Source organism: Xanthobacter luteus (genome assembly GCF_040049235.1).
GTDB lineage: Bacteria > Pseudomonadota > Alphaproteobacteria > Rhizobiales > Xanthobacteraceae > Xanthobacter.
Map to the genome: position 1 here is coordinate 251,883 of NZ_JBDZDO010000003.1, position 20,257 is coordinate 272,139.

General features: G+C 71.2%; 17 protein-coding genes and 1 tRNA gene. 9 read left to right on the plus strand and 9 right to left on the minus strand.

Annotated features, from left to right (window positions below; genetic code table 11):
• Window positions 1-185 precede the first annotated feature (185 nt).
• Window positions 186-2,429: a transglycosylase domain-containing protein gene (locus ABLE88_RS12210; RefSeq protein ID WP_348831959.1), complete on the minus strand. Its 2,244-nt coding sequence runs from the start codon at window positions 2,427-2,429 to the stop codon at window positions 186-188.
• A gap of 275 nt (window positions 2,430-2,704) precedes the next feature.
• On the opposite strand from ABLE88_RS12210, the gene ABLE88_RS12215 reads away from it, so the two are divergent.
• Entirely contained in the window at window positions 2,705-3,058 is a 354-nt protein-coding gene (locus ABLE88_RS12215) for a DUF1428 domain-containing protein (protein WP_348831960.1), read from the plus strand.
• A 666-nt stretch (window positions 3,059-3,724) separates the two neighbouring features.
• On the plus strand, window positions 3,725-4,753 hold the full coding sequence (locus ABLE88_RS12220; protein WP_348831961.1) for a DUF2778 domain-containing protein: 1,029 nt from the start codon (window positions 3,725-3,727) through the stop codon (window positions 4,751-4,753).
• Between the two features lie 9 nt (window positions 4,754-4,762).
• Here the strand turns inward: ABLE88_RS12220 and ABLE88_RS12225 are convergent, their stop codons facing one another.
• A complete protein-coding gene (locus ABLE88_RS12225) occupies window positions 4,763-5,014 on the minus strand; it encodes a hypothetical protein (RefSeq protein ID WP_348831962.1) in 252 nt (83 codons plus the stop codon).
• A 19-nt stretch (window positions 5,015-5,033) separates the two neighbouring features.
• On the opposite strand from ABLE88_RS12225, the gene ABLE88_RS12230 reads away from it, so the two are divergent.
• From ABLE88_RS12230 to ABLE88_RS12245, 4 genes are all read left to right on the plus strand, one after another.
• Complete coding sequence (locus ABLE88_RS12230; RefSeq protein WP_348831963.1) at window positions 5,034-7,853, plus strand: [protein-PII] uridylyltransferase; 2,820 nt, start codon at window positions 5,034-5,036, stop codon at window positions 7,851-7,853.
• A 588-nt stretch (window positions 7,854-8,441) separates the two neighbouring features.
• Window positions 8,442-9,614, plus strand: coding sequence for a tRNA 2-thiouridine(34) synthase MnmA (mnmA, locus tag ABLE88_RS12235; RefSeq protein WP_348831964.1), 1,173 nt, complete (start codon window positions 8,442-8,444; stop codon window positions 9,612-9,614).
• A gap of 11 nt (window positions 9,615-9,625) precedes the next feature.
• Complete coding sequence (locus tag ABLE88_RS12240; protein WP_348831965.1) at window positions 9,626-10,270, plus strand: class I SAM-dependent methyltransferase; 645 nt, start codon at window positions 9,626-9,628, stop codon at window positions 10,268-10,270.
• Between the two features lie 142 nt (window positions 10,271-10,412).
• Window positions 10,413-10,489 (plus strand) — tRNA-Met (locus ABLE88_RS12245).
• On the opposite strand, the gene ABLE88_RS23820 is transcribed toward ABLE88_RS12245, so the two are convergent.
• A complete protein-coding gene (locus tag ABLE88_RS23820) occupies window positions 10,446-11,462 on the minus strand; it encodes an alpha/beta fold hydrolase (protein WP_510182893.1) in 1,017 nt (338 codons plus the stop codon). The genes ABLE88_RS12245 and ABLE88_RS23820 overlap by 44 nt on opposite strands.
• A gap of 377 nt (window positions 11,463-11,839) precedes the next feature.
• Between ABLE88_RS23820 and ABLE88_RS12255 the strand changes: the two genes are divergently transcribed.
• Window positions 11,840-12,232 (plus strand): DUF983 domain-containing protein, encoded by a 393-nt coding sequence (locus ABLE88_RS12255; RefSeq protein ID WP_348831967.1) that lies wholly within the window; start codon window positions 11,840-11,842, stop codon window positions 12,230-12,232.
• Window positions 12,233-12,236: 4 nt separating this feature from the next.
• Here the strand turns inward: ABLE88_RS12255 and ABLE88_RS12260 are convergent, their stop codons facing one another.
• Window positions 12,237-13,610 carry an aminotransferase-like domain-containing protein gene (locus ABLE88_RS12260; RefSeq protein WP_348831968.1) on the minus strand — a complete coding sequence of 458 codons (1,374 nt, stop codon included), beginning with the start codon at window positions 13,608-13,610 and terminating at the stop codon, window positions 12,237-12,239.
• Between the two features lie 277 nt (window positions 13,611-13,887).
• On the opposite strand from ABLE88_RS12260, the gene ABLE88_RS12265 reads away from it, so the two are divergent.
• Window positions 13,888-14,295 carry a DUF805 domain-containing protein gene (locus tag ABLE88_RS12265; protein WP_348831969.1) on the plus strand — a complete coding sequence of 136 codons (408 nt, stop codon included), beginning with the start codon at window positions 13,888-13,890 and terminating at the stop codon, window positions 14,293-14,295.
• 82 nt (window positions 14,296-14,377) lie between these two features.
• Here ABLE88_RS12265 and mmsB read toward each other — a convergent pair whose 3' ends face one another.
• The 5 genes from mmsB to ABLE88_RS12290 form a co-directional block, all read right to left on the minus strand.
• On the minus strand, window positions 14,378-15,274 hold the full coding sequence (mmsB, locus tag ABLE88_RS12270; protein ID WP_348831970.1) for a 3-hydroxyisobutyrate dehydrogenase: 897 nt from the start codon (window positions 15,272-15,274) through the stop codon (window positions 14,378-14,380).
• 119 nt (window positions 15,275-15,393) lie between these two features.
• The gene (locus ABLE88_RS12275; protein ID WP_348831971.1) at window positions 15,394-16,536 is read right to left on the minus strand and encodes an isobutyryl-CoA dehydrogenase; all 1,143 of its coding nucleotides are present in this window, start codon (window positions 16,534-16,536) and stop codon (window positions 15,394-15,396) included.
• Window positions 16,537-16,538: 2 nt separating this feature from the next.
• Complete coding sequence (locus ABLE88_RS12280; protein ID WP_348831972.1) at window positions 16,539-16,967, minus strand: type II toxin-antitoxin system VapC family toxin; 429 nt, start codon at window positions 16,965-16,967, stop codon at window positions 16,539-16,541.
• Entirely contained in the window at window positions 16,964-17,191 is a 228-nt protein-coding gene (locus tag ABLE88_RS12285; RefSeq protein ID WP_348831973.1) for a FitA-like ribbon-helix-helix domain-containing protein, read from the minus strand. The genes ABLE88_RS12280 and ABLE88_RS12285 overlap by 4 nt, the downstream gene beginning before the upstream one ends.
• Before the next feature lie 76 nt (window positions 17,192-17,267).
• Entirely contained in the window at window positions 17,268-18,764 is a 1,497-nt protein-coding gene (locus ABLE88_RS12290; RefSeq protein ID WP_348831974.1) for a CoA-acylating methylmalonate-semialdehyde dehydrogenase, read from the minus strand.
• 154 nt (window positions 18,765-18,918) lie between these two features.
• Between ABLE88_RS12290 and ABLE88_RS12295 the strand changes: the two genes are divergently transcribed.
• Complete coding sequence (locus tag ABLE88_RS12295) at window positions 18,919-19,839, plus strand: LysR family transcriptional regulator (protein WP_348832184.1); 921 nt, start codon at window positions 18,919-18,921, stop codon at window positions 19,837-19,839.
• Window positions 19,840-20,257 lie beyond the last annotated feature (418 nt).

Sequence of the window (20,257 nt, forward strand, 5' to 3'; positions counted from 1 at the left end):
GCGCCGCCTCCGCTGCCGCGGTCCGCGCGGCGTCCGATGCGGCGCCGGCCGCGGGCGGGGTCGCGGCGGTGCCGGCAGCCGCCGGGTCGGGTCTCTTGTCGGTGCTCTTGGGACGCGTGGTCATGCCCCGCTTATTCCCGAGCGCAGGGGCCGGCGCAAGCGCCCTGCGCCGCCCGCACGGCGCGTCAGCGCCGCCCGCCGCCGAGAAAGGTCTCCACGAACCAGCGGTCGAGGGTCATGGGCTCCTGCGGCGCCGGGCGCTGCGGCATCTGCCCCACCACCGCGGGCGGGCGGTCGTCCGGCACGCCGTCGGGCGGCAGGAAGCTGCCGCCGGGCTGGCCGTAGCCGATGCCGCCGAAGCCGGCGGACCGCAGGCCCCCGGGCAGCTCCGCCACCGGCACGTTCTGGTGCGCCGTCTTCATGTAGCGGCTCCAGATCTCCACCGGGATGTTGGCGCCCGAGGCCTTCTTGGTGGGCGAGGAATCGTCGTTGCCGAGCCACACCGCGGTGACGTAGCGCGCCGTGTAGCCCACGAACCAGGCGTCCCGGTAATCCTGCGAGGTGCCGGTCTTGCCCGCCGCCTCCCAGCCGGGCAGATCGGCGCGCCGGGCGGTTCCGGTCGCCAGCGTCTGGATCAGCATGCGGTTCATCATCGCCGCATAGGCCGGATCGAGCACCCGGCCCGGCCCGGAGGTGTTGCGCCGGTAGAGCACCTTGCCGTCGGCGCCGCGCACCTCGTCGATCACATGGGGGATGACGCCGATGCCGCCGTTCGCGAACGGCACATAGGCGCCGGCGAGCTCCAGCACCGACACCTCCGACGTGCCGAGCGCGATCGAGGCGTTCGGCGCGAGGGTGGAGGTGATGCCGAGCCGGTGCGCGGTGTCCACCACCGCCTTCGGCCCCACCTCCAGGGCGAGGCGCACCGAGACCGTATTGAGCGACAGAGCGAGCGCGGTCTCGAGCGTCACCGGTCCGCGGTATTCATGGCTGGCATTCTCCGGCCGCCAGCCCTTGAGCTGGATCGGCGCGTCGTCGCGCACCGTGTCGGGGGTGAGGCCGCGCTCCAGAGCGGCGAGATAGATGAACGGCTTGAAGGCCGATCCCGGCTGGCGCTTGGCGGTCACCGCGCGGTTGAACTGGCTGTCCTCGTAGGAGCGTCCGCCCACCAGCGCCTTGACCGCGCCGTCGGTGTCGAGGCCGACGAGGGCGCCCTGGCCAACGCCGTATTTGCCGCCCGACTTCGCCAGCGCCTCCTCCAGCGCCCGCTCGGCGGCCTGCTGCAAAGCGGGCTCGATGGTGGTGCGCACGGTGACGTCGCCGGTGACATCGCCGGCGAACGATTCGAGCTGCTCCATCACATAATCGGCCACATAGCCGCTGGAGCCCGGGGCGGAGGGGCGGGCGAGCTGGGCCGGGCGGGCCAGCGCCGCCTGGGCCATGTCCTTGGTGATCATGCCCTGGTCGCGCATGGCGGCGAGCACCAAGGCGGCGCGCGCCTGCGCGCCCTTGAGGTTGCGCGTGGGCGCGAGGCGCGAGGGCGAGTTGACGAGCCCGGCCAGCATCGCCGCCTCGGCCAAGGTCACCTGGCGCGCCGACTTGGCGAAATAGCGCTGGGCGGCGGCCTCGACCCCATAGGCGCCGGCGCCGAAATAGACCCGGTTGAGATAGAGGTCGAGGATCTCGTCCTTGGAGAATTTCGCCTCCAGCCACAGCGCCAGCACCAGCTCCTGGATCTTGCGCGAGGCGGTGCGCTCCTGGGTCAGGAACAGGTTCTTGGCGAGCTGCTGGGTCAGCGTCGATCCGCCCTGGCGCAGCCGGCGCGAGGTGATGTTGGTGACGAGCGCGCGGGCGAGGCCTTCCGGGTCGAGGCCGAAATGGCTGTAGAATCGCTGGTCCTCGATGGCGACGAAGGCCTTGGGCAGGAATGGCGGCAACTGGCGGATCGGCACCGCGACCCCGCCCATGTCGCCGCGCGTCGCCAGGGTCTTGCCGTCGGCGCTAAGGATGGTGACCGTGGGCGGGCGCTTCGGCACCATCAAAGTGTGCATGGGCGGCAGCTTGGAGGCCTCGTAGGCGACGACGCCCGCCACCGCGATCAGCGCCCACAGCCCGAGCAGCGCGCCCCACTTGACCGCGCGCCACAGCAGCGGCGTGCGCCGGCGCCCGGCGCCCCGGCCGGGCCCGCGCTCGGCCCGGCGCTCCGCCGGCCGGAGCCGCTCCTGCTTCGGCCGCTCCTGCTTGGGTCGCTCCTCCTTGGTCGCGCGCTTCGGGCCCCGCGGCTCCACCTGCGCGATGCGTTCGGGCGGGCGCTCGGATGACCGCTTGGGCTTGACCGGGGCAGGGGCCGGGCGGTCGCGCGGATCGAGGCGGATGTCGAGCCCGCCGGGCTCGCCGCCGGCATGCCCGAGGACCGGCTCGCGCCGCATCCCGTCTCCGCGCCCGCCTTTCGCCATCGGCACCACCTCCACTGCGCCGCGCCCGGCCGCTTTGCGCCCTTGCACCACCCAAATGGGCGGAAAGTGAGATGCGGGCGCCGGCGTCCACCGCCGGCGCGGGTCGATCCCCCCGCGGCAGCTTGGCCCCGGCGCCCATAAAGGCGGGTTAAGCGCCGCCGCGGTTTTTCCGCCGCTTGTGTCGGCGCGGCGCCGGGCGCCGCGTCCTTGGGCGAGCGGCGAAGACGCCGCGCCGAAGGAGAAGCCTCATGTCGTACGTGGATGGATTCGTCGTTCCGGTACCCAAGGAGAAGCTCACCGTCTATCTCGGCTTCGCCCGCATGGCGGGGGAGATCTGGAAAGAGTATGGCGCCCTCGCCTTCGTCGAGTGCGTGGCCGAGGACGTGCCCTATGGCGAGCTCACCTCCTTCCCCCGCGCGGTAAAGGCCAAGGAGGACGAGACCGTGGTGCTCTCCTGGATCGTCTATGCCGACCGCGCCAGCCGCGACGCGGTGATGGCGAAGGTGATGGCGGACGAGCGCATCAAGGCCAGCATGGCCGACATGCCGGTCGACGGCCGCCGCATGATCTTCGGCGGCTTCGAGGCCAAGGTGGAGCTCTAGAACCCGTTCGGAAATTGCCGCAGGCGGATGCTGGTATCCCCCTTTGGTCCTTCTCGGCGCCATGGCCGGGCTTGTCCCGGCCCTCGACGCGGGTCGGCCGGGCCAGGTTGTCAGGCGGTGGAGCAGACGGTCCGGCGTGGATGCCCCGCACGAGGCCGGGCAGGACCGGGAAACCCAGCGCCGCCAATGCTCGAATTTTCAAACAGGCTCTTAGAACGGGTGCGGCCTCGGGAACCCGTCCGCCGGATCCCCCTGGTCCGCCTGTGGGTCGCCGGCCATTTTCTCGCCATCCCGCTCTGGTGCATGGCGTCTTAAGGATTTGCTCACCGCCGTGGGGCATGCTCGGCGGAGAGCGGCGGCTTGGCGCAGCGGCGGAACCGTCGTGCGCGCCGCGCCGCGCCAGCACTTCGGGGGCAAAAACCGCCCACCTTCCCGTGGCGTCGCCGCCTGCGGCGGGACGCCGGACTTGAGATCGGCGCCGGCTTCTCTATTGTCGTGCGGTGCCCCGGTGGCATCCCGCACTGCTTCGCGGGGTTGGCGCGAGGGTCGGCTCCGGACCGGGTCCGGTGCGGCTCACTTCGTGGGTTCGAAGCCGGCATGCCGGCTTCGGGCAAGGGCGGTCCGGCCCCGTCAGGGCTCGGCTTCCCGCTTCGAGTAGCGAGGACCATGACGGCCTACGACTTCGACTGGGACGACGAGTCCGGCTACGACCTCTACGATGAGCCCCATGAGGAGCCGCGGCGCCGCACGCCCGTGACCCTGCTGGCGGGGCTCGGTGTCGTCGTGGCGCTGGCCGGTGTCGTCGGCGGCAGCCTCTGGGTGGTCATGGGTCCGGGCGCGCATCCGGCCCCGCAGCTGGCCGGCCCCCCGGCCCCCGCAGCCCCGCCCCCGGTGGTGCTGCGCACCCATTCCGGCCCGCGTCCCGGCACTGACGGCGGCATTCCCTCCGCGGGCAGCCTGGTCCAGGGCGACAATTGGATGTTCGCGCCCGGCGTGGTGACCGGCGCGCGCGGCTTTGCCTCCTCCGCCGAGGCGCCGAGCACCAATGTGGTCACCAGCAACGCCATTCCCGCCCCGCTGCCGCCCGCCAATCCGGGCCGCCAGGCCAACGGCGTCGTGCCGCCCGGCGGCGTCGCCGCGCCGCTGCCGACCCCGAACCCGCTGTCGCGCGAGCGCGACACTTATGCCGACCTCGCCCACCGCGACGCCGACAAGGATCACCTGCCCTGGGAGAAGGTAGACGTTCCCCTGCCGAAGCCGGGCAGCGGCTACGCGCTCTATGACATCGTCGGCCAGACCGTGTATTTGCCCAGCGGCGAGCGCCTCGAGGCGCATTCCGGCTACGGCAAGATGTTCGACGACCCGCGCCACATCTCCAAGCGCATGGTCGGCCCGACCCCGCCCAACACCTACAATCTGGTGATGCGCGAATCGCTGTTCCACGGCGTCGAGGCGATCCGCATGAATCCCGTCGACCGGGACAAGATGTTCGGGCGCGACGGCATCCTCACCCACACCTATCTGCTGGGGCCGCGCGGCGATTCCAACGGCTGCGTCTCGTTCAAGGACTACGAGAAGTTCCTCGCCGCCTTCAAGCGGGGCGAGGTCAAGCAGATGATCGTGGTGGCCGAGCTCGCCAACCCGCCGCCGCCGGCCAACCCGCTTCTGGCCTGGCTCAGCGGCAGCAAGCGCTGACGCTGGCGCTCAGGCGACGGCGCCTTCGGCGCGGCTGAGGCGCACGTCCCCCTCCCGATCCACATCGCGCCATTCCTCGGTCTGCCGCAGGCGTCCGCCGGGCCGCGGAACGCGGCCGATCTGCGATCGGGGTGAAGACGCTGCAGGCGCATGAACCGCCTCGGCATGGGCGGTGTCCGAGGACCAGTCCAGCATTGCTGCAATGCAGCGCCAGGAGTCCTTAAAGGACCATCCGCCCGGCCTCTCGACGCCCTGCGCCATCTCGCGCATAACTCTTGCCATGACCGTTCAGCACAGCACCGCCCCCCGCACGCCGAGGGCGACCAGGACCATCGGCGAGCGTTTCGAGGGCAAGGCGCTGAAGGCCGAGATCCTCGACCTCGCCCGCGCCCATCAGGGCCGCGACCTGGAGCTGCGCCAGGCGGTGGTGGCGCGCCTCAAGCGGGCGCTCGCCGAGGGCCAGGCCGAGGCCGAGCGGCTGCTCATGGAGGAGGGCTGCGGGCGCTGCTGCGCCCAGCGCCTGTCGGCGCTCCAGGACGCCGTCATCCAGGCCGCCTTCGAGGTGGCGACCACGCTGCTCTATCCCATGGACAATCCCTCGCGCTCCGAGCGCATGGCGGTGGCGGCCGTGGGCGGCTACGGGCGCGGCATGCTGGCGCCGGGCTCGGACACCGACATCCTGTTCGTGCTGCCCTACAAGCAGACCGCCTGGGGCGAGAGCGTCGCCGAGGCCATGCTCTACATGCTGTGGGACCTGGGCCTGAAGGTGGGCCACGCCACCCGCTCGGTGGACGAGTGCCTGCGGCAGGCGCGCGCCGACATCACCATCCGCACCTCGATCCTCGAGGCGCGCTTCCTGGTGGGCGACCGCACCTTGTTCGACGACCTCGAGAAGCGCTTCGACAAGGAGGTGGTGGAGGGCACCGCCGCCGAATTCGTCGCCGCCAAGATGGCCGAGCGCGAGGAGCGCCTGCGCCGCGCCGGCCAGTCGCGCTACCTGGTCGAGCCCAACGTGAAGGACGGCAAAGGCGGCCTCAGGGACCTCCACACGCTGTTCTGGATCGCCAAATACGTCTACCGCGTGCGCGCCACCGGCCAGTTGGTGGCGAAGGGGGTGTTCACCCGCGAGGAGGCGCGGCTCTTCACGCGCTGCGAGGACTTCCTGTGGTCGGTGCGCTGCCACCTGCATTTCCTCACCGGCCGCGCCGAGGAGCGCCTGTCCTTCGACCTGCAGCGGGAGATGGCCGAGCGCCTCGGCTATACCGAGCATCCCGGCCAGCGGGACGTGGAACGCTTCATGAAGCACTATTTCCTGGTGGCCAAGGACGTGGGCGACCTCACCGCGATCCTCTCCGCCGCCTTGGAGGAGCGCCACGACAAGCCGGTCCCCGGCCTCAAGGGCATGGTGCAGCGTCTGTCCGGCCGTTCGCGCACGGTGGCGCTGAAGGAGAGCGCCGACTTCATGGTCGACCACGACCGCCTCAACGTGGCGGACGAGGACGCGTTCCGGCGCGACCCGGTGAACCTGATCCGCCTGTTCCACATCGCCGACAAGCGCGACCTCGCGCTGCATCCCGACGCCATGCGCCTCGCCGCCCGCTCGCTCGCCTTGATCGACGCCGAGCTGCGCGATGACCCGGAGGCCAACCGCCTGTTCCTGGAGGTGCTGTCCTCGCGCAACGCGCCGGAGACGGTGCTGCGGCGCATGAACGAGGCCGGCGTGCTCGGGCGCTTCGTGCCGGAGTTCGGCAAGGTGGTCGCCATGATGCAGTTCAACATGTATCACCACTACACGGTGGACGAGCACCTGCTGCGCTGCATCGGCATCCTGTCCGAGATCGAGCGCAAGTCCAATCCCGAGAACGGGCTCGCCAACGACCTGATGGCCACCGTGAAGAACCGCGCGCTGCTCTACGTGGCGCTGCTGCTGCACGACATCGCCAAGGGCCGCCCCGAGGACCATTCCATCGCCGGCGCCCGCATCGCGCGCCGCCTGTGCCCGCGCTTCGGCCTCTCGGCGGTGGAGACCGAGACGGTCGCCTGGCTGGTGGAGCAGCATCTCGTGATGTCCACCGTCGCCCAGTCGCGCGACCTCTCGGACCGCAAGACCATCGAGAACTTCGCCGCCGTGGTGCAGAATCTCGAGCGCATGAAGCTGCTCACCATCATCACCACGGCGGACATCCGCGCCGTGGGCCCCGGCACCTGGAACGGCTGGAAGGCGCAGCTGCTGCGCACGCTCTATTACGAGACCGAGCCGGTGCTCACCGGCGGCTTCTCCGAGGTCGACCGCGGCAAGCGCGTCGCCGCGGCGCAGGCCCAGTTCCGCCATGCGCTCGCCGACTGGCCCGACGAGAAGGTGGCGGCCTATGCAGCGCGCCATTATCCGCCCTATTGGCTGCGCGTGGACCTCGACACCAAGCTGATCCACGCCCGCTTCGTGGACGCGACCGAAGCGGCCGGCAAGAGCCTTGCGGTGCATTGCGAGCTCGACCGCACGCGCGGCATCACCACCTTGATGGTGCTGGCGCCCGACCATCCCAAGCTGCTTTCGGTGATCGCCGGGGCCTGCGCCTCGGCGGGGGCGAACATCGTCGACGCCCACATCTCCACCACCACCGACGGGCTCGCGCTCGACACCATCTCGATCCGCCGTGCCTTCGAACGCGACGAGGACGAGCAGCGCCGCGCCGACAAGGTGAAGGACGCGATCGAGAAGGCGCTCGCCGGCAGCGTGCGCCTGCCGGAGGTGATCGGCCGCAAGCTGCCCAGGGGCCGGCGCACCTTCTCGGTGGAGCCCGAGGTGACGGTGAACAATTCCTGGTCCAACCGGCACACCGTGGTGGAGGTCTCCGGCCTCGACCGGCCCGGCCTCCTGTTCGAGCTCACCACCACGCTCTCGCGGCTCAACCTCAACATCGCCTCGGCCCATGTCGCCACCTTCGGCGAGCGGGCGGTGGACGTGTTCTACGTCACCGACCTCATGGGGGCGAAGATCACCGGCGCGGCGCGCCAGTCGGCGATCCGCCGCGCTCTGGTGGCGGTGTTCGAGGGCGCCACCGACGAAGAGGACGCCCCGCGCCGCGCCGCGCGGGCGTGAGGCCGGGGCCGTCTGCGCCCGCGCGCCCGGACGCATGCCGTGTCAGCGGAATGCGCGCCGGGGCCCAGCGCCAGAGACCGCCGCAGGCGCTTCTGAATCTCGACGCCCCCAGGCATTGCCCGCTGCGCGGGAGTCCTGCGCTGGACCCCGGATCGGCGCTCCGGCTGCGCCGTCGCTGGTCCGGGGAACGGCGGCGGGCGCGCCGTCGCCTGACCGGCGAGGGGTTTCAAGGCTTCCCTTGCCCTCGCACAGACTGAACGTCACCACCCCGCGTCCCGGCCGACGGGAGCGCAGCGAAGCGGAGCGGGAGGAGAGCCGGGACCCAGCGCAAGAGTACGCCGAAGGCGGCTCGACCGATGCGGCGCTGCGAATAGGCTCTCTGCGCGGGAGTCTTGCGCTGGCCCCGGATCGGCGCTCCGGCTGCGCCGTCGTGTGTCCGGGGAACGGCGGCGGGCGCCGCGGCGCGGCCGGTGCGACACCGGAAGCCGCGTCCTGACACCGTCGTCGTGTCGGGCGAATTGCGCCGGCCCTCCCGTACCCTATATTGTGCCACGCGCTCTTGTGCGCTTCCCTGTCCCCACCCGGCCCATGCCCGTGACTGAGCTGCCCTTCCTCGACATCGACGGCGACCCCGCCTCAACCCGCGTGGTGGTGGCGATGTCGGGCGGCGTCGATTCCTCGGTGGTGGCGGCGCTGCTCGCCCAGGCCGGCTATGACGTGGTGGGGGTCACGCTCCAGCTCTACGACCATGGCGCCGCGGTCCACCGCGCCGGGGCCTGCTGCGCCGGGCAGGACATCTACGACGCCGGCGAGGTGGCGCGCCGGCTCGGCATCCCCCATTACGTGCTCGACTATGAGAGCCGCTTCAAGGAAGAGGTGATCGACCGCTTCGCCGCGAGCTATGCCTCGGGCGCGACGCCGATCCCCTGCGTCGACTGCAACCGCACGGTGAAGTTCCGCGACCTTCTGTCGACCGCCGGCGAGCTCGGCGCGACGGTGCTCGCCACCGGCCACTACGTGACCAGCCGGGCGCTGCCGGACGGCCGGCGCGCGCTGTTCCGCGCCGCCGAGGACGGGCGCGACCAGAGCTATTTCCTTTATGCCACCACCGCCGCGCAGCTGGCCCGGCTGCGCTTTCCGCTCGGCGGGCTCACCAAGCCGCAGGTGCGCGCGCTCGCGGCGCGCTTCGGCCTCGAGGTGGCGGACAAGCCCGACAGCCAGGACATCTGCTTCGTGCCCGGCGGCGACTATACCCAGGTGGTGGAGCGGCTGCGGCCGGAGGCGGCGGAGGCGGGCGACATCGTCCATCTCGACGGGCGCGTGCTCGGCCGCCATCGCGGCGTGATGCACTACACCATCGGCCAGAGGAAGGGCCTCGGCATCGCCACGCCGGAGCCGCTCTACGTGGTCGGCATCGATGCCGCTCTGCGGCAGGTGAAGGTGGGTCCGCGCGCGGCGCTCGCCGTGCGCACCATCCGCATCGCCGACGTGAACTGGCTCGGCGACGGGCGGTTCGAGGACGCCTGCGCCGAGGGCCGGGAGGTGCATGTGAAGGTGCGCTCAACCCGCCCGCCGACGCCGGGACGGCTGGCGCTTTACGGCGGCCTGCCGGTGGTGGAGCTGGCGGTAGGCGAAGAGGGCGTTGCCCCCGGGCAGGCTTGCGTGCTTTACGATCACGGTTCGGGCGCCGCCCGCCTGCTGGGCGGGGGCACAATCATGGGCGCGGAGCGCGGGGCGGGTTCGGTCGCCCGGGTGGCGTGAGGGGATTGGGGATGGCGGTCCAGTACGATCTCGAAGGCCAGAAGCGCGCTTATGCCAAATGGGCGCCGATCTACGACAAGGTCTATGTCAAGCTGCTGGCGGATGCCCAGCGCCGGGCGGCCCGCGCCGCCGCCGCCGCCGGCCCGCGGATTCTGGAGGTGGGCGTCGGCACCGGGCTGGTGCTGCCCTATTATCCCAAGGGAACGGACGTCACCGGCATCGACCTGTCGTTCGAGATGCTGCAGAAGGCGGTGGAGAAGAAGGTGCAGCGCGGGCTCGACCAGGTCGGCCTGCTGTGCGCCATGGACGCCTGCCGGCTCGGTTTCGCCGACTCAACCTTCGACGCCGTCACGGTGCCGTTCGTCATCACCCTGGTGCCGGACCCGGAGGGCGCGCTCGACGAGATGCGCCGGGTGCTGAAGCCGGGCGGGGAGATCGTCATCGCCTCCAAGCTCGGCGCCGACGAGGGCCCGGCCATGCACATCGAGCAGGCGCTGGCGCCGCTGGTGAAGCGGGTGGGCTGGAGCATCGCCTTCAAGGCCGGCCGCCTGACGGCCTGGGCCGCGCGCCACCCGGATATGGAGGTGGTGGAGACGAGCCCGGTGTTCCCGGTCGGCTTCTTCAAGCTGGTGCGCATCCGGCGCCGGCCGCTCTGACCGCGGCCGCTCTGACCGCGGCCGCGCGGCCCGGCGGGCGCCGTGCCGCGGGGCGGTGGGAATCCCTTGGCGTTCCTTGACAGCCAATCGCCCGCTCCCCTATATGCGGGCCTTCTCGCGCGGTGCCCTTGGCCTGCGCCGTGGCAGCGTAGCTCAGTTGGTGAGAGCGCCGGATTCATAACCCGGAGGTCGGCGGTTCAAGTCCGCCCGCTGCTACCATCTGCTTTTCCTGCCGAGGCCGGTCGTCCAGCAGCCCTTCGCCGGCGAGGAAGGCGCGCGTTTCCGCGCGCACCGCGTCGAGCCGCCCCACCAGCAGGTGCCCGCCGCTCTCGAGCACCATGAGCCGGGCGCCGGGAATGCGCGCCGCCGCCCAGCGGGCGGCCGGCAGCGTGTTGAAATGGTCGTCCTGCGCCGAGATCACCAGCGTCGGCGCGGCGATGCGCGCGAACGGCAGGTCGTGGGCCACATAGGCGCTGTCGATGCGGATGCCGGCGGCCCGCTCGCACAAGGGCGAGACGGCGGCGCAGGTCGCCAGGATGCGCGCGCGCTCGGCCGCGCCTGCCGCATCCAGCAGCCCCGGCGGCACGCCGACGAAGCGCACCACCAGAGACGGGGCGATCCCATTGAGCGCCCACCAGAAGAAGTCGCCGCCCGCCTCAACCACCCGGAACGCCAGCCGGCTGCCCCGGCTCGGGTCCACCGCCACCGGGCTTTCGGGCGCATGGAGCGCCGGCACCACGAGCACGAGCGCGGCGACCTTCGCGGGATGCCGCAAGGCGAACTCCACCGCCGAGCGCGCGCCCGCCGACAGGCCGAGCACGATGGCGCGGGTGACGCCGAGATGGTCGAGCAGCGCGGCATGGGCGTCCGCCTGCGCGGCCGCGCTCTCATCTTCGGGAACCGGCGTGCGCAGATAGCCGAAGCGCGACGGCGCGATGGTGCGCACGCTGTCGCCGACGAGGCCTTCGGCGATGGCGAGGCCCTGGTCGAAGCCGCCGCCGGCGCCATGGATGGAGAGCAAGGCCGGGCCTTCGCCCGCGACGGCATACTCGATCCGCCCGCTCGGCAGGTCCGCCACCGTGCTGCCCCGCGCGACCGCGGCGCGCGCCTTGGCGAGGGCGGCGCGGAAGCGCCGCGCCACCAAGATGGCGCCGGCCGCCGCCAGAGCGGCGATGAGCAGGGTGGGCAGCATCGCGGGTCCCGATGTGAGGGGCTCCGGCCTGGCGCCGGATGGCGCAGGAGCTCCGGTTGGAGGCGGCGCGTCACCCGCGGGCGGGAACCATCGCCGATGCGCCGCCTTAGCATCCCACCGTCGGCGGGTGCGCGCCAGCGCGCCGGTGCGGCCGGGGAGGACGGCCAGGGTCCCGCCCGACGATCTGTCGCAGACAATATGCCATACAATTATTGAAAGTGTATGTGTTCGCGACCATGTTGCTCATGCCGGGACGAAGAATGGGACATGGTCCGGGAACAGCCCGGTCGGTGCCGGGAACAGACGGAACATGCCGCGGCCGCGCGCGCTCGCCCGGCGGCGCCTTGGCCGGCCGTCGCGCCGGAGGAGAAGGTATCATGATGCAATCCGGACCCTGGCCGCCGCTCTCCCCCCTCCGCACCGGGATCCGCGGGCGCTGCCCCCGCTGCGGCCAGGGGCATCTGTTCCGGGGCTTCCTGACGCTCGCCCCGCGCTGCGAGGTGTGCGGCCTCGATTTCGCCTTCGCCGACCCGGCCGACGGCCCGGCCTTCTTCGTCATCACCTTCGGCTGCCTGCCCTCGACCCTGTTCGCCATCTGGCTGGAGGTGGCCTATTCCGCGCCCTATTGGGTGCACCTCGTCACCACCCTGCCGCTGCTGCTCGCGACCTGTATCCCGCCCTTGCGGCCGCTCAAGGGATGGCTGGTGGCGAGCCAGTATGTCCACAAGGCCGAGGAGGGCCGGCTGGTGACGCCGGACGCCGCCGAATGAGGCGCTACACCACGTCGTAGGCGGGTTCGGCCGGCGCGCCGAGCACCCGCACCAGCTGCGTCAGCGCCCGGGCGAGGCGCGCCCTGTCCGGCACGCTGCCGAGCGAGAGCCGGACCGCGTCCGGCACCGGCCCGCTCACATGGAAGGCGTCCGCCGGCGCGAGGCCGAGGCCGGCGCGCCGCGCCGCTTCCACCAGCCGCAGCCGGTCCCAGCGCTCCGGCAAGGGCAGCCAGACATGCAGCCCAAAAGGATGGGCCTGCGCCTCCGCCGGCAGGATGGCGCGCGCCACCTCCTGACGCGCCGCCGCCTCGCGCCGCACCCCGGCGAGCAGCGCCGCGGCGGAGCCGTCGCGGATCCAGGCGGTGACGAGCGCGGTCATCAGCGGCGCCGGCATCTGGTTGAGCGCGCGCAGCGCCCGCGCCATGCGCCCCGCGGCCTCGACCGAGGGCGCCACCAGGAACGCCGTGCGCAGGCCCGGCGACAGGGCCTTCGACAGGGTGGCGAGGTGATAGGCCGCCTCCGGCCGGAGCGCGGCGAGCGGCGGCGGCGCGTCGCCCGCGAGGCGCCAATAGGGGTCGTCCTCGATCACCGGCACGGCTTCGGCGCGCGCGGTGTCGGCCAGGGCGCGGCGGCGCGCCTCGGAGAGGGTCCGCGCGGTCGGGTTGGCGATGGTGGGGACGAGGTAGAACGCCTTCGGCCGGTGGCGGCGGCACGCCTGCGCCAACGCGTCCGGACACGGGCCGTCGGCGTCGGCGGCGACGCCCGCCAGGGTCAGGCCGAGCTGGCCCGCCGCATTGCGCAGGCCGGGATAGGTGAGCGCCTCGCACAGGATGGTGTCGCCGGGCCGGGCGAGGCTGGTGAGCAGCGCGGCAAGGCCCGCTTGGGCGCCGGGCGCGACCACGATCCGGTCCGGATCGAGCGCCCCGAAGCCGGGCGCGAGCCACGCCGCGGCGGCGGCCCGCTCCGCCAGCGCCCCCGGCCCGGCATGGTAGGACATCAGCATGTCGGCGCTGGCGCGGCGGATGACGCCGGAAAGGCCGTCGGCGAGCAGGTCGGCAAGCCGCAGGCCCGCCGGCGGGGGCGGGATGTTCATGGACAGGTCGACCGGCGCGGCGGTCCGCTCGCCGGCGGCGGAGACGAAGGAGCCGCGCCCGGTCACGCCGTCCAGCAGATGCCGGCGGTGCGCCTCGGCATAGGCCCGGGTGACGGTGCCGAGATCGACGCCGAGCCCCTTGGCGAGCGCCCGCTGGGGCGGCAGCCGGTCGCCGGGGCGCAGGACGCCCTGGGCGAGCGCGGCCTCGAGCGCGGCGACGATCTGCAGATAGGCCGGGCCGCCGGCCGGGTGGAGCGCCGGCATCCATGACGGGACATTGCGCATGTTCGCCCCCCGATTCGCGGTCTTCCTGCACGGGATGGGCGGAACACCCGCGCGCATTCGTTCATCCATACACTTCAGATATTGTATGTGGGCGTGACGCGCGGCGCCAGCGCAGACGCGGATCGCGCGGCGACGGATGCACGCCTCCCAAACAGCCCGATCCGGCTGAGGAGATGCTTCCATCGGCCCGGATCGCGCTCTAGCCTGACCCCCGCTTGGGGCGGGTGCCCCGGCCGCGCGGGCCCGTCCCGGCGGCGACCAGGACAAGGAGGGGGCGATGGGCTTTCAGGAGGCGGTCGGCAGCTGCTTGCGCAAGTATGCCACCTTCACGGGGCGGGCGCCGCGCAGCGAGTTCTGGTGGTTCTGGGTGTTCACCATCCTGGTCGAGATCGCCGCGGTGGTGGTGAGCGGGATGCTGCTGGGCGGATCGATCACCGAAGTGGGCTCGTCCTCCATGGGCGGCTGGTTCATCTTCGCGTCCGAGGGCTGGCTGCCCGGGCTCGTGCACCTGGCGCTGATCCTGCCGTCGCTCGCCGTCGCCGTGCGGCGCCTGCACGATGTGGGCCGCAGCGGCTGGTGGTTCCTCATCATCTTCGTGCCGTTGTTCGGCTTCCTCCTGCTGCTGTTCTGGTGGGTGCAGCCTTCCGAGCGCGAGGCGAACCGGTTCGGTCCCCCGCCCGTCTGAAGCCTCCTGCGCCCTGTGCCCCGGCCCGGCCGGGGGACAGGGTCCCGCATTTGCGATCGCCCGTCCGCGACGCCGGATCCGCTCAGGTGTCGTCGCGGTTGCGCACCCACTCGATGATGCCGGAGAAGTCCTTGCCCTCGTTCCCCTCGGCGGCAAACGCCGTGTAGAGGGCGGTGGCCGCCGCGCCGAGCGCGGTGGCGGCGCCCGCGGTCTCGGCCGCCTCCTGGGAGAGCTTCAGGTCCTTCAGCATCAGGGCGGCCGCGAAGCCGGGCACGTAGTCGCGGTTGGCGGGGCTGGTGGGCACCGGGCCGGGCACCGGGCAATAGGTGGTGAGCGACCAGCACTGGCCCGAGGAGGTGGAGGCGACGTCGAACAGCGCCTGGTGCGAGAGGCCGAGCTTCTCGCCCAGCACGAACGCCTCCGACACCGCGATCATCGAGATGCCGAGGATCATGTTGTTGCAGATCTTCGCCGCCTGGCCGGCGCCGGCGCCGCCGCAATGCACGATTCTCTTGCCCATGGCCTCCAGCAGGGGCTTCGCCGCGCCGAACGCTTCGTCCGTGCCGCCCACCATGAAGGTCAGCGTCGCCCCCTCCGCGCCGCCGACGCCGCCGGAGACCGGCGCGTCCACGCTCGGGTGGCCGGCCGCGTGCGCCGCCTCGTGGAAGGTGCGGGCGGAGGCGACGTCGATGGTGGAGCTGTCGATGAACAGGGCGCCCGGCTTGGCCGCGGCGAGCAGCCCGTCCGGCCCGGTGGTGGCGCCGACCACGTGCTTGCCGGAGGGCAGCATGGTGACCACCACGTCCGCCTGCGCCACCGCCTCCTTCGCGCCCGCCGCGACGGCGATGCCGCGCGCCTTGGCGCCCTCCACGGCGGCGGCGGAGAGGTCGAAGCCGATCACCTCGTGCCCCGCCTTGATGAGGTTCGACGCCATGGGGCCGCCCATGTTGCCGAGGCCGATGAATGCGATGGTGGCCATGATGGTTCCCTCCCTGCCGGATGCTCCCCTCTCCCACCGAACCCGGCTGTTGCCGGGTTCGGCCACAACCGGGATCGAAGTCGGCTCGAGCCGACCTCGAGGGGGAGAGGGGGATTTTTCTAGTTCCCCTGCGCGATCAGCGCGCGGGAGACGATGAGGCGCATGATCTCGTTGGTGCCTTCGAGGATCTGGTGGACCCTGAGGTCGCGCACGATCTTCTCGATGCCGTAGTCGGACAGGTAGCCGTAGCCGCCGTGCAATTGCAGCGCCTCGTTGGCCACCTCGAAGCCGCGGTCGGTGGCGACGCGCTTGGCCATGGCGCACAGCTGGGTGGCATCGGGCGCCTTGGCGTCGAGCGCGCTCGCGGCGCGCCACAGGAAGGTGCGCGCGGCCTCGAGCTCGATCGCCATGTCGGCGAGGCGGAACTGCAGCGCCTGGAACTCGTCGAGCCGCTTGCCGAAGGCCCGGCGCTCGCGCATGTAGGAGAGCGTCTTCTCCAGCGCCCCCTGCGCCCCGCCGAGCGAGCAGGCACCGATATTGAGCCGCCCGCCGTCCAGCCCGGCCATGGCGATCTTGAAGCCCTCGCCCTCTTCGCCGATGCGGTTTTCCACCGGCACGCGCAGGCCCTCGAAGATCACGGCGCGGGTGGGCTGCACGTTCCAGCCCATCTTCTTCTCGTTGGCGCCGAAGGAGAGGCCCGGCGTGCCCGCCTCGATCACCAAAGTGGAGATGCCCTTCGGCCCCTCGGCGCCGGTGCGCACCATCACCACGTAGATGTCGGTCTCGCCGGCGCCCGAGATGAACTGCTTCTGGCCGTCGACCACGTAGAAGTCGCCGTCGCGCACCGCCTTGGTCTTCAGCGCCGCCGCGTCCGAGCCGGCGGCCGGCTCGGTGAGGCAATAGGAGGCGAAATGCTCCATGCTCGCGAGGCGCGGCACCCATTTCCGGCGCTGGGCGTCGTCGCCGAAGCGGTCGATCATCCAGGTCGACATGTTGTGGATCGACAGATACGCCGAGGTGCCGGGGCAGGCGGTGGCGAGGGCCTCGAAGATGAGCGCCGCGTCGAGCCGCGACAGGCCCGAGCCGCCCACGTCCTCGCGCACATAGATGCCGCCCATGCCGAGCGCCGCGGCGGCGCGCAGGGCGGCCTTGGGAAAGTGTTTCTTCTCGTCCCATTCCACGGCGTAGGGCGCGAGCTGCTCATTGGCGAAATCGCGCGCCATGTCGCGGATGGCCATCTGGTCTTCGTTCAGCGTGAACATGGTCAGGGGCGCCAGTCGGACAAAGGGAGGATGAAGGAGGCGTAGGGCGATGAGGAGAATTTGCGGATGAGGCGGGCGTCGGCGGTGACGAGCGGGAGTTCGACGTGACGGGCGCCTTCCACATAGAGGCAGTCGTAAACGGGATGATGGACCGCGCACGCCAGGCGGAGCGCGCGACCCATCAAGTCCTCTGCCACGATGACGGTCGAGATATAGCCGGGCAGGACTTCGAGCGCGCCAACCCCGACATCCGGCGTGAGGTCTCCCCGGCGGACCTTCTTCCACAAGGCATTGGCAACCTCCCCAAAAAGAAGCTGCGGCGCTCGTATTTCCTTGGCGCCTTTCAGCAAGCGGAACGCGTCCTGCGCGTCGTCCTCTTTGACGAACCACTTCACCGCGATACTGGCGTCGACGACGACCGCTTCGCTCATTCAAGGCCTTCGCGGATTTCGTCCAGGGTCAGCTGCGGGGAGACCTTCAGCGTCTTGGAGTGAAAATACTCCGAAATCGCCACGCGCTCCTCCGGCGTGAACGGCCGGTTCTTTTCCAGCAGATTGCGGATCTCCTGCTCCAGCGAGATGCCGTTCCGCTTCGCCCGCTCCCGGTAGACGTTGAGGGTCTCGTCGGGAATGTTGCGCACCAGTATCTGGGCCATGGCCCGCTCCTGCCGAAGATTGTGCTATCAAAAATGATAGCACAATCTTGCGGATGGCTGAAGCGGCCCGCCGTCCTCAGCCCATGGTGGGGATGACGAAGTCCGCGCCGTCCTTGATGCCCGAGGGCCAGCGGGAGGTGACGGTTTTGGTCTTGGTGTAGAAGCGCACGCCGTCGGGGCCGTGCTGGTTCAGGTCGCCGAAGCCGGAGCGCTTCCAGCCGCCGAAGGTGTGGTAGGCGAGCGGCACCGGGATCGGCACGTTGATGCCCACCATGCCCACCTGAACCTTGGAGGCGAAGTCGCGGGCGGCATCGCCGTCGCGGGTGAAGATGGCGACGCCGTTGCCATATTCATGGTCGTTGGCGAGGCGCAGGGCCTCCTTGTAGTCGGGCGCGCGCACCACGGAGAGGACCGGTCCGAAGATCTCCTCCTTGTAGATGCGCATGTCGCTCGTCACATGGTCGAACAGGCAGCCGCCCATGTAGAAGCCGTTCTCATAGCCCTGGAGCTTGAAGCCGCGGCCGTCCACCACGAGCTTGGCGCCCTCCTTTATGCCCAGATCCACATAGCCCTTCACCCGGTCCACCGCCTCGCGGGTGACGAGGGGGCCGAAGTCGGCGGAGCCATCCGTGGAGGGGCCGATCTTCAGGCTCTCGACGCGCGGGACCAGCTTGTCCATGAGCGCTTCGGCGGCCTTCTCGCCCACCGGCACGGCCACCGAGATCGCCATGCAGCGCTCGCCGGCGGAGCCGTAGCCGGCGCCGATGAGGGCGTCCACCGCCTGGTCCATGTCCGCGTCGGGCATGATGACCATGTGGTTCTTGGCGCCGCCGAAGCCCTGCACGCGCTTTCCGTTCGCGGCGCCGCGGGCATAGATGTACTGGGCGATGGCGGACGAGCCGACGAAGCCCACCGCCTGGATGTCCGGGTCGTCGAGGATGGCGTCCACCGCCTCCTTGTCGCCGTTCACCACGTTGAGGATGCCGGGCGGCAGGCCCGCCTCCAGCATCAGTTCGGCGAGGTGCATGGGCACCCCGGGATCGCGCTCGGACGGCTTCAGGATGAAGGCGTTGCCGCAGGCGATGGCGGGGCCGAACTTCCACATGGGGATCATGGCGGGGAAGTTGAACGGCGTGATGCCGGCCACGACGCCGAGCGGCTGGCGCATGGAATAGATGTCGATGCCCGGCCCGGCGCCGTCGGTGTACTCGCCCTTCATGAGGTGCGGGATGCCGATGGCGAACTCGACCACCTCGAGGCCGCGCTGGATGTCGCCGCGGGCGTCGGGGACGGTCTTGCCGTGCTCGCGGGCGAGCAGCTCGGCGAGCTGGTCGTAGTCGCGGTGCACCAGCTCCAGGAACTTCATCAGCACACGGGCGCGGCGCTGCGGGTTGGTGGCGGCCCAGGCCGGCTGGGCGGCCTTGGCGTTGGCGACCGCGGCGGCCAGCTCGTCCTTGGAGGCGAGCGCCACGTGGGCGATCACCTCGCCGGTCATGGGCTGCCACACGTCCGCGTGGCGGCCCGACGTGCCGGGCACGTGCTTGCCGCCGATGAAATGGCCGATCTCGCGCATGATGCGATGTCCTTCCAGGGAAAAGCGTTTCCGGCTGCCGCGGCCTGCGGGCCTTGGGCGGCAGCGTTCTTGGCCGGCACAATGCCCTATCCTTTTGTGCACATCTACGGCAATTCTTGCACCTTCGCTGTGCATGAATCGAGGAGGCAACGTGGTGCGCGCGTCGGATTTCGATTGGTCGGACCTGCGCTTCTTCCTGGCGGTGGCGCGGGCCGGGCGGCTCACGGTGGCGGCCTCGCGGCTCGAGGTGGAGCACTCGACGGTGTCGCGGCGCATCGGCGCGCTGGAGGGCGCGCTCGGCGCCAAGCTGTTCGACCGCCTGCCGGGGGGCTACGCGCTCACCGCCGCCGGCGAGCGGCTGCTCACCTCGGCCGAGGCCATGGAGAGCATCGCGTTGGGCGCGCAGGCCCAGATCGCGGGGTCCGACCGGGGCGTGTCGGGCACGGTGCGGATCGGCGCCCCGGACGGCTTCGGCAGCTATTTTCTCGCCCCGCGCATCGGCGCGCTGGCGGCGCTCCATCCGGGTCTGGAACTCCAGCTCCTGCCCATGCCGCGCGTGTTCTCGCTCTCGAAGCGCGAGGCCGACATCGCCATCTCGGTGAGCCGGCCGAAGGAGGGGCGCGTGCATGCCCGCAAGCTCGCCGACTACGGCCTCAAGCTCTATGCCTCGCGCGCCTATCTCGACCGGCACGGGCCGATCGAGAGCCGCGCCGCGCTGGCGCACCACGACTTCATCGGCTATGTCGACGACCTCATCTACGACCCCAAGCTGAACTATGTGCCGCTGGTGGCCAAGGACATCCGCGTGCGGCTGAAGAGCTCCGGCGTCGCCGCCCAGCTCATGGCGACGCGGGCCGGGGCGGGCGTGTGCGTCCTGCACGCCTTCATCGCCGATCTCTACCGCGGCGACGGGCCGGACGACCTCGTCCCGGTGCTGCACGACGAGGTGGGCCTGACGCGCACCTTCTGGCTGCTCACCCACCCCGACACCCGGGAGCTCGCGCGCATCCGGGTGGCGGCGGACTTCATCGTCGAGGCGGCGCAGCGGGCGCGCGGCGCGCTGATGCCCGGCTGAGGCCGCAGACCGGCGCCAATTTTAGCGCCAGCACTGGTCGGACGGACCGCCGGCAACCTCGCACGGCGCAAGCTGCAGGCGCGCGCCATTGGCCGCGGTCGCGGCGCCGGGCGCGTCGATGCATTTGCCCGAGAGCTGGTTGACGATGAACCTGCCCTGCGCGCTCGCCTCGCCCGCGCAGAACAGCGTTGCCCATGGACAGGACGGCGGCGAGCAGCCCGCTTGCGATCGTCATGGGGGATCCCGACGGTGGTGTCGAGCTTGGGCTTAGCGCTGCACTCATAGCGGCGCGCCATGGGGGTGATAAGTCCCGCGCGCACCTTGACGCAGAACGCCTCTCCCCCTATACGAGCCGCTTCCCGACAAAGCGGGTGAGTGCCGAAGGGCCGATGCGGCCCCGACCGGCGTTCCCCGCGTG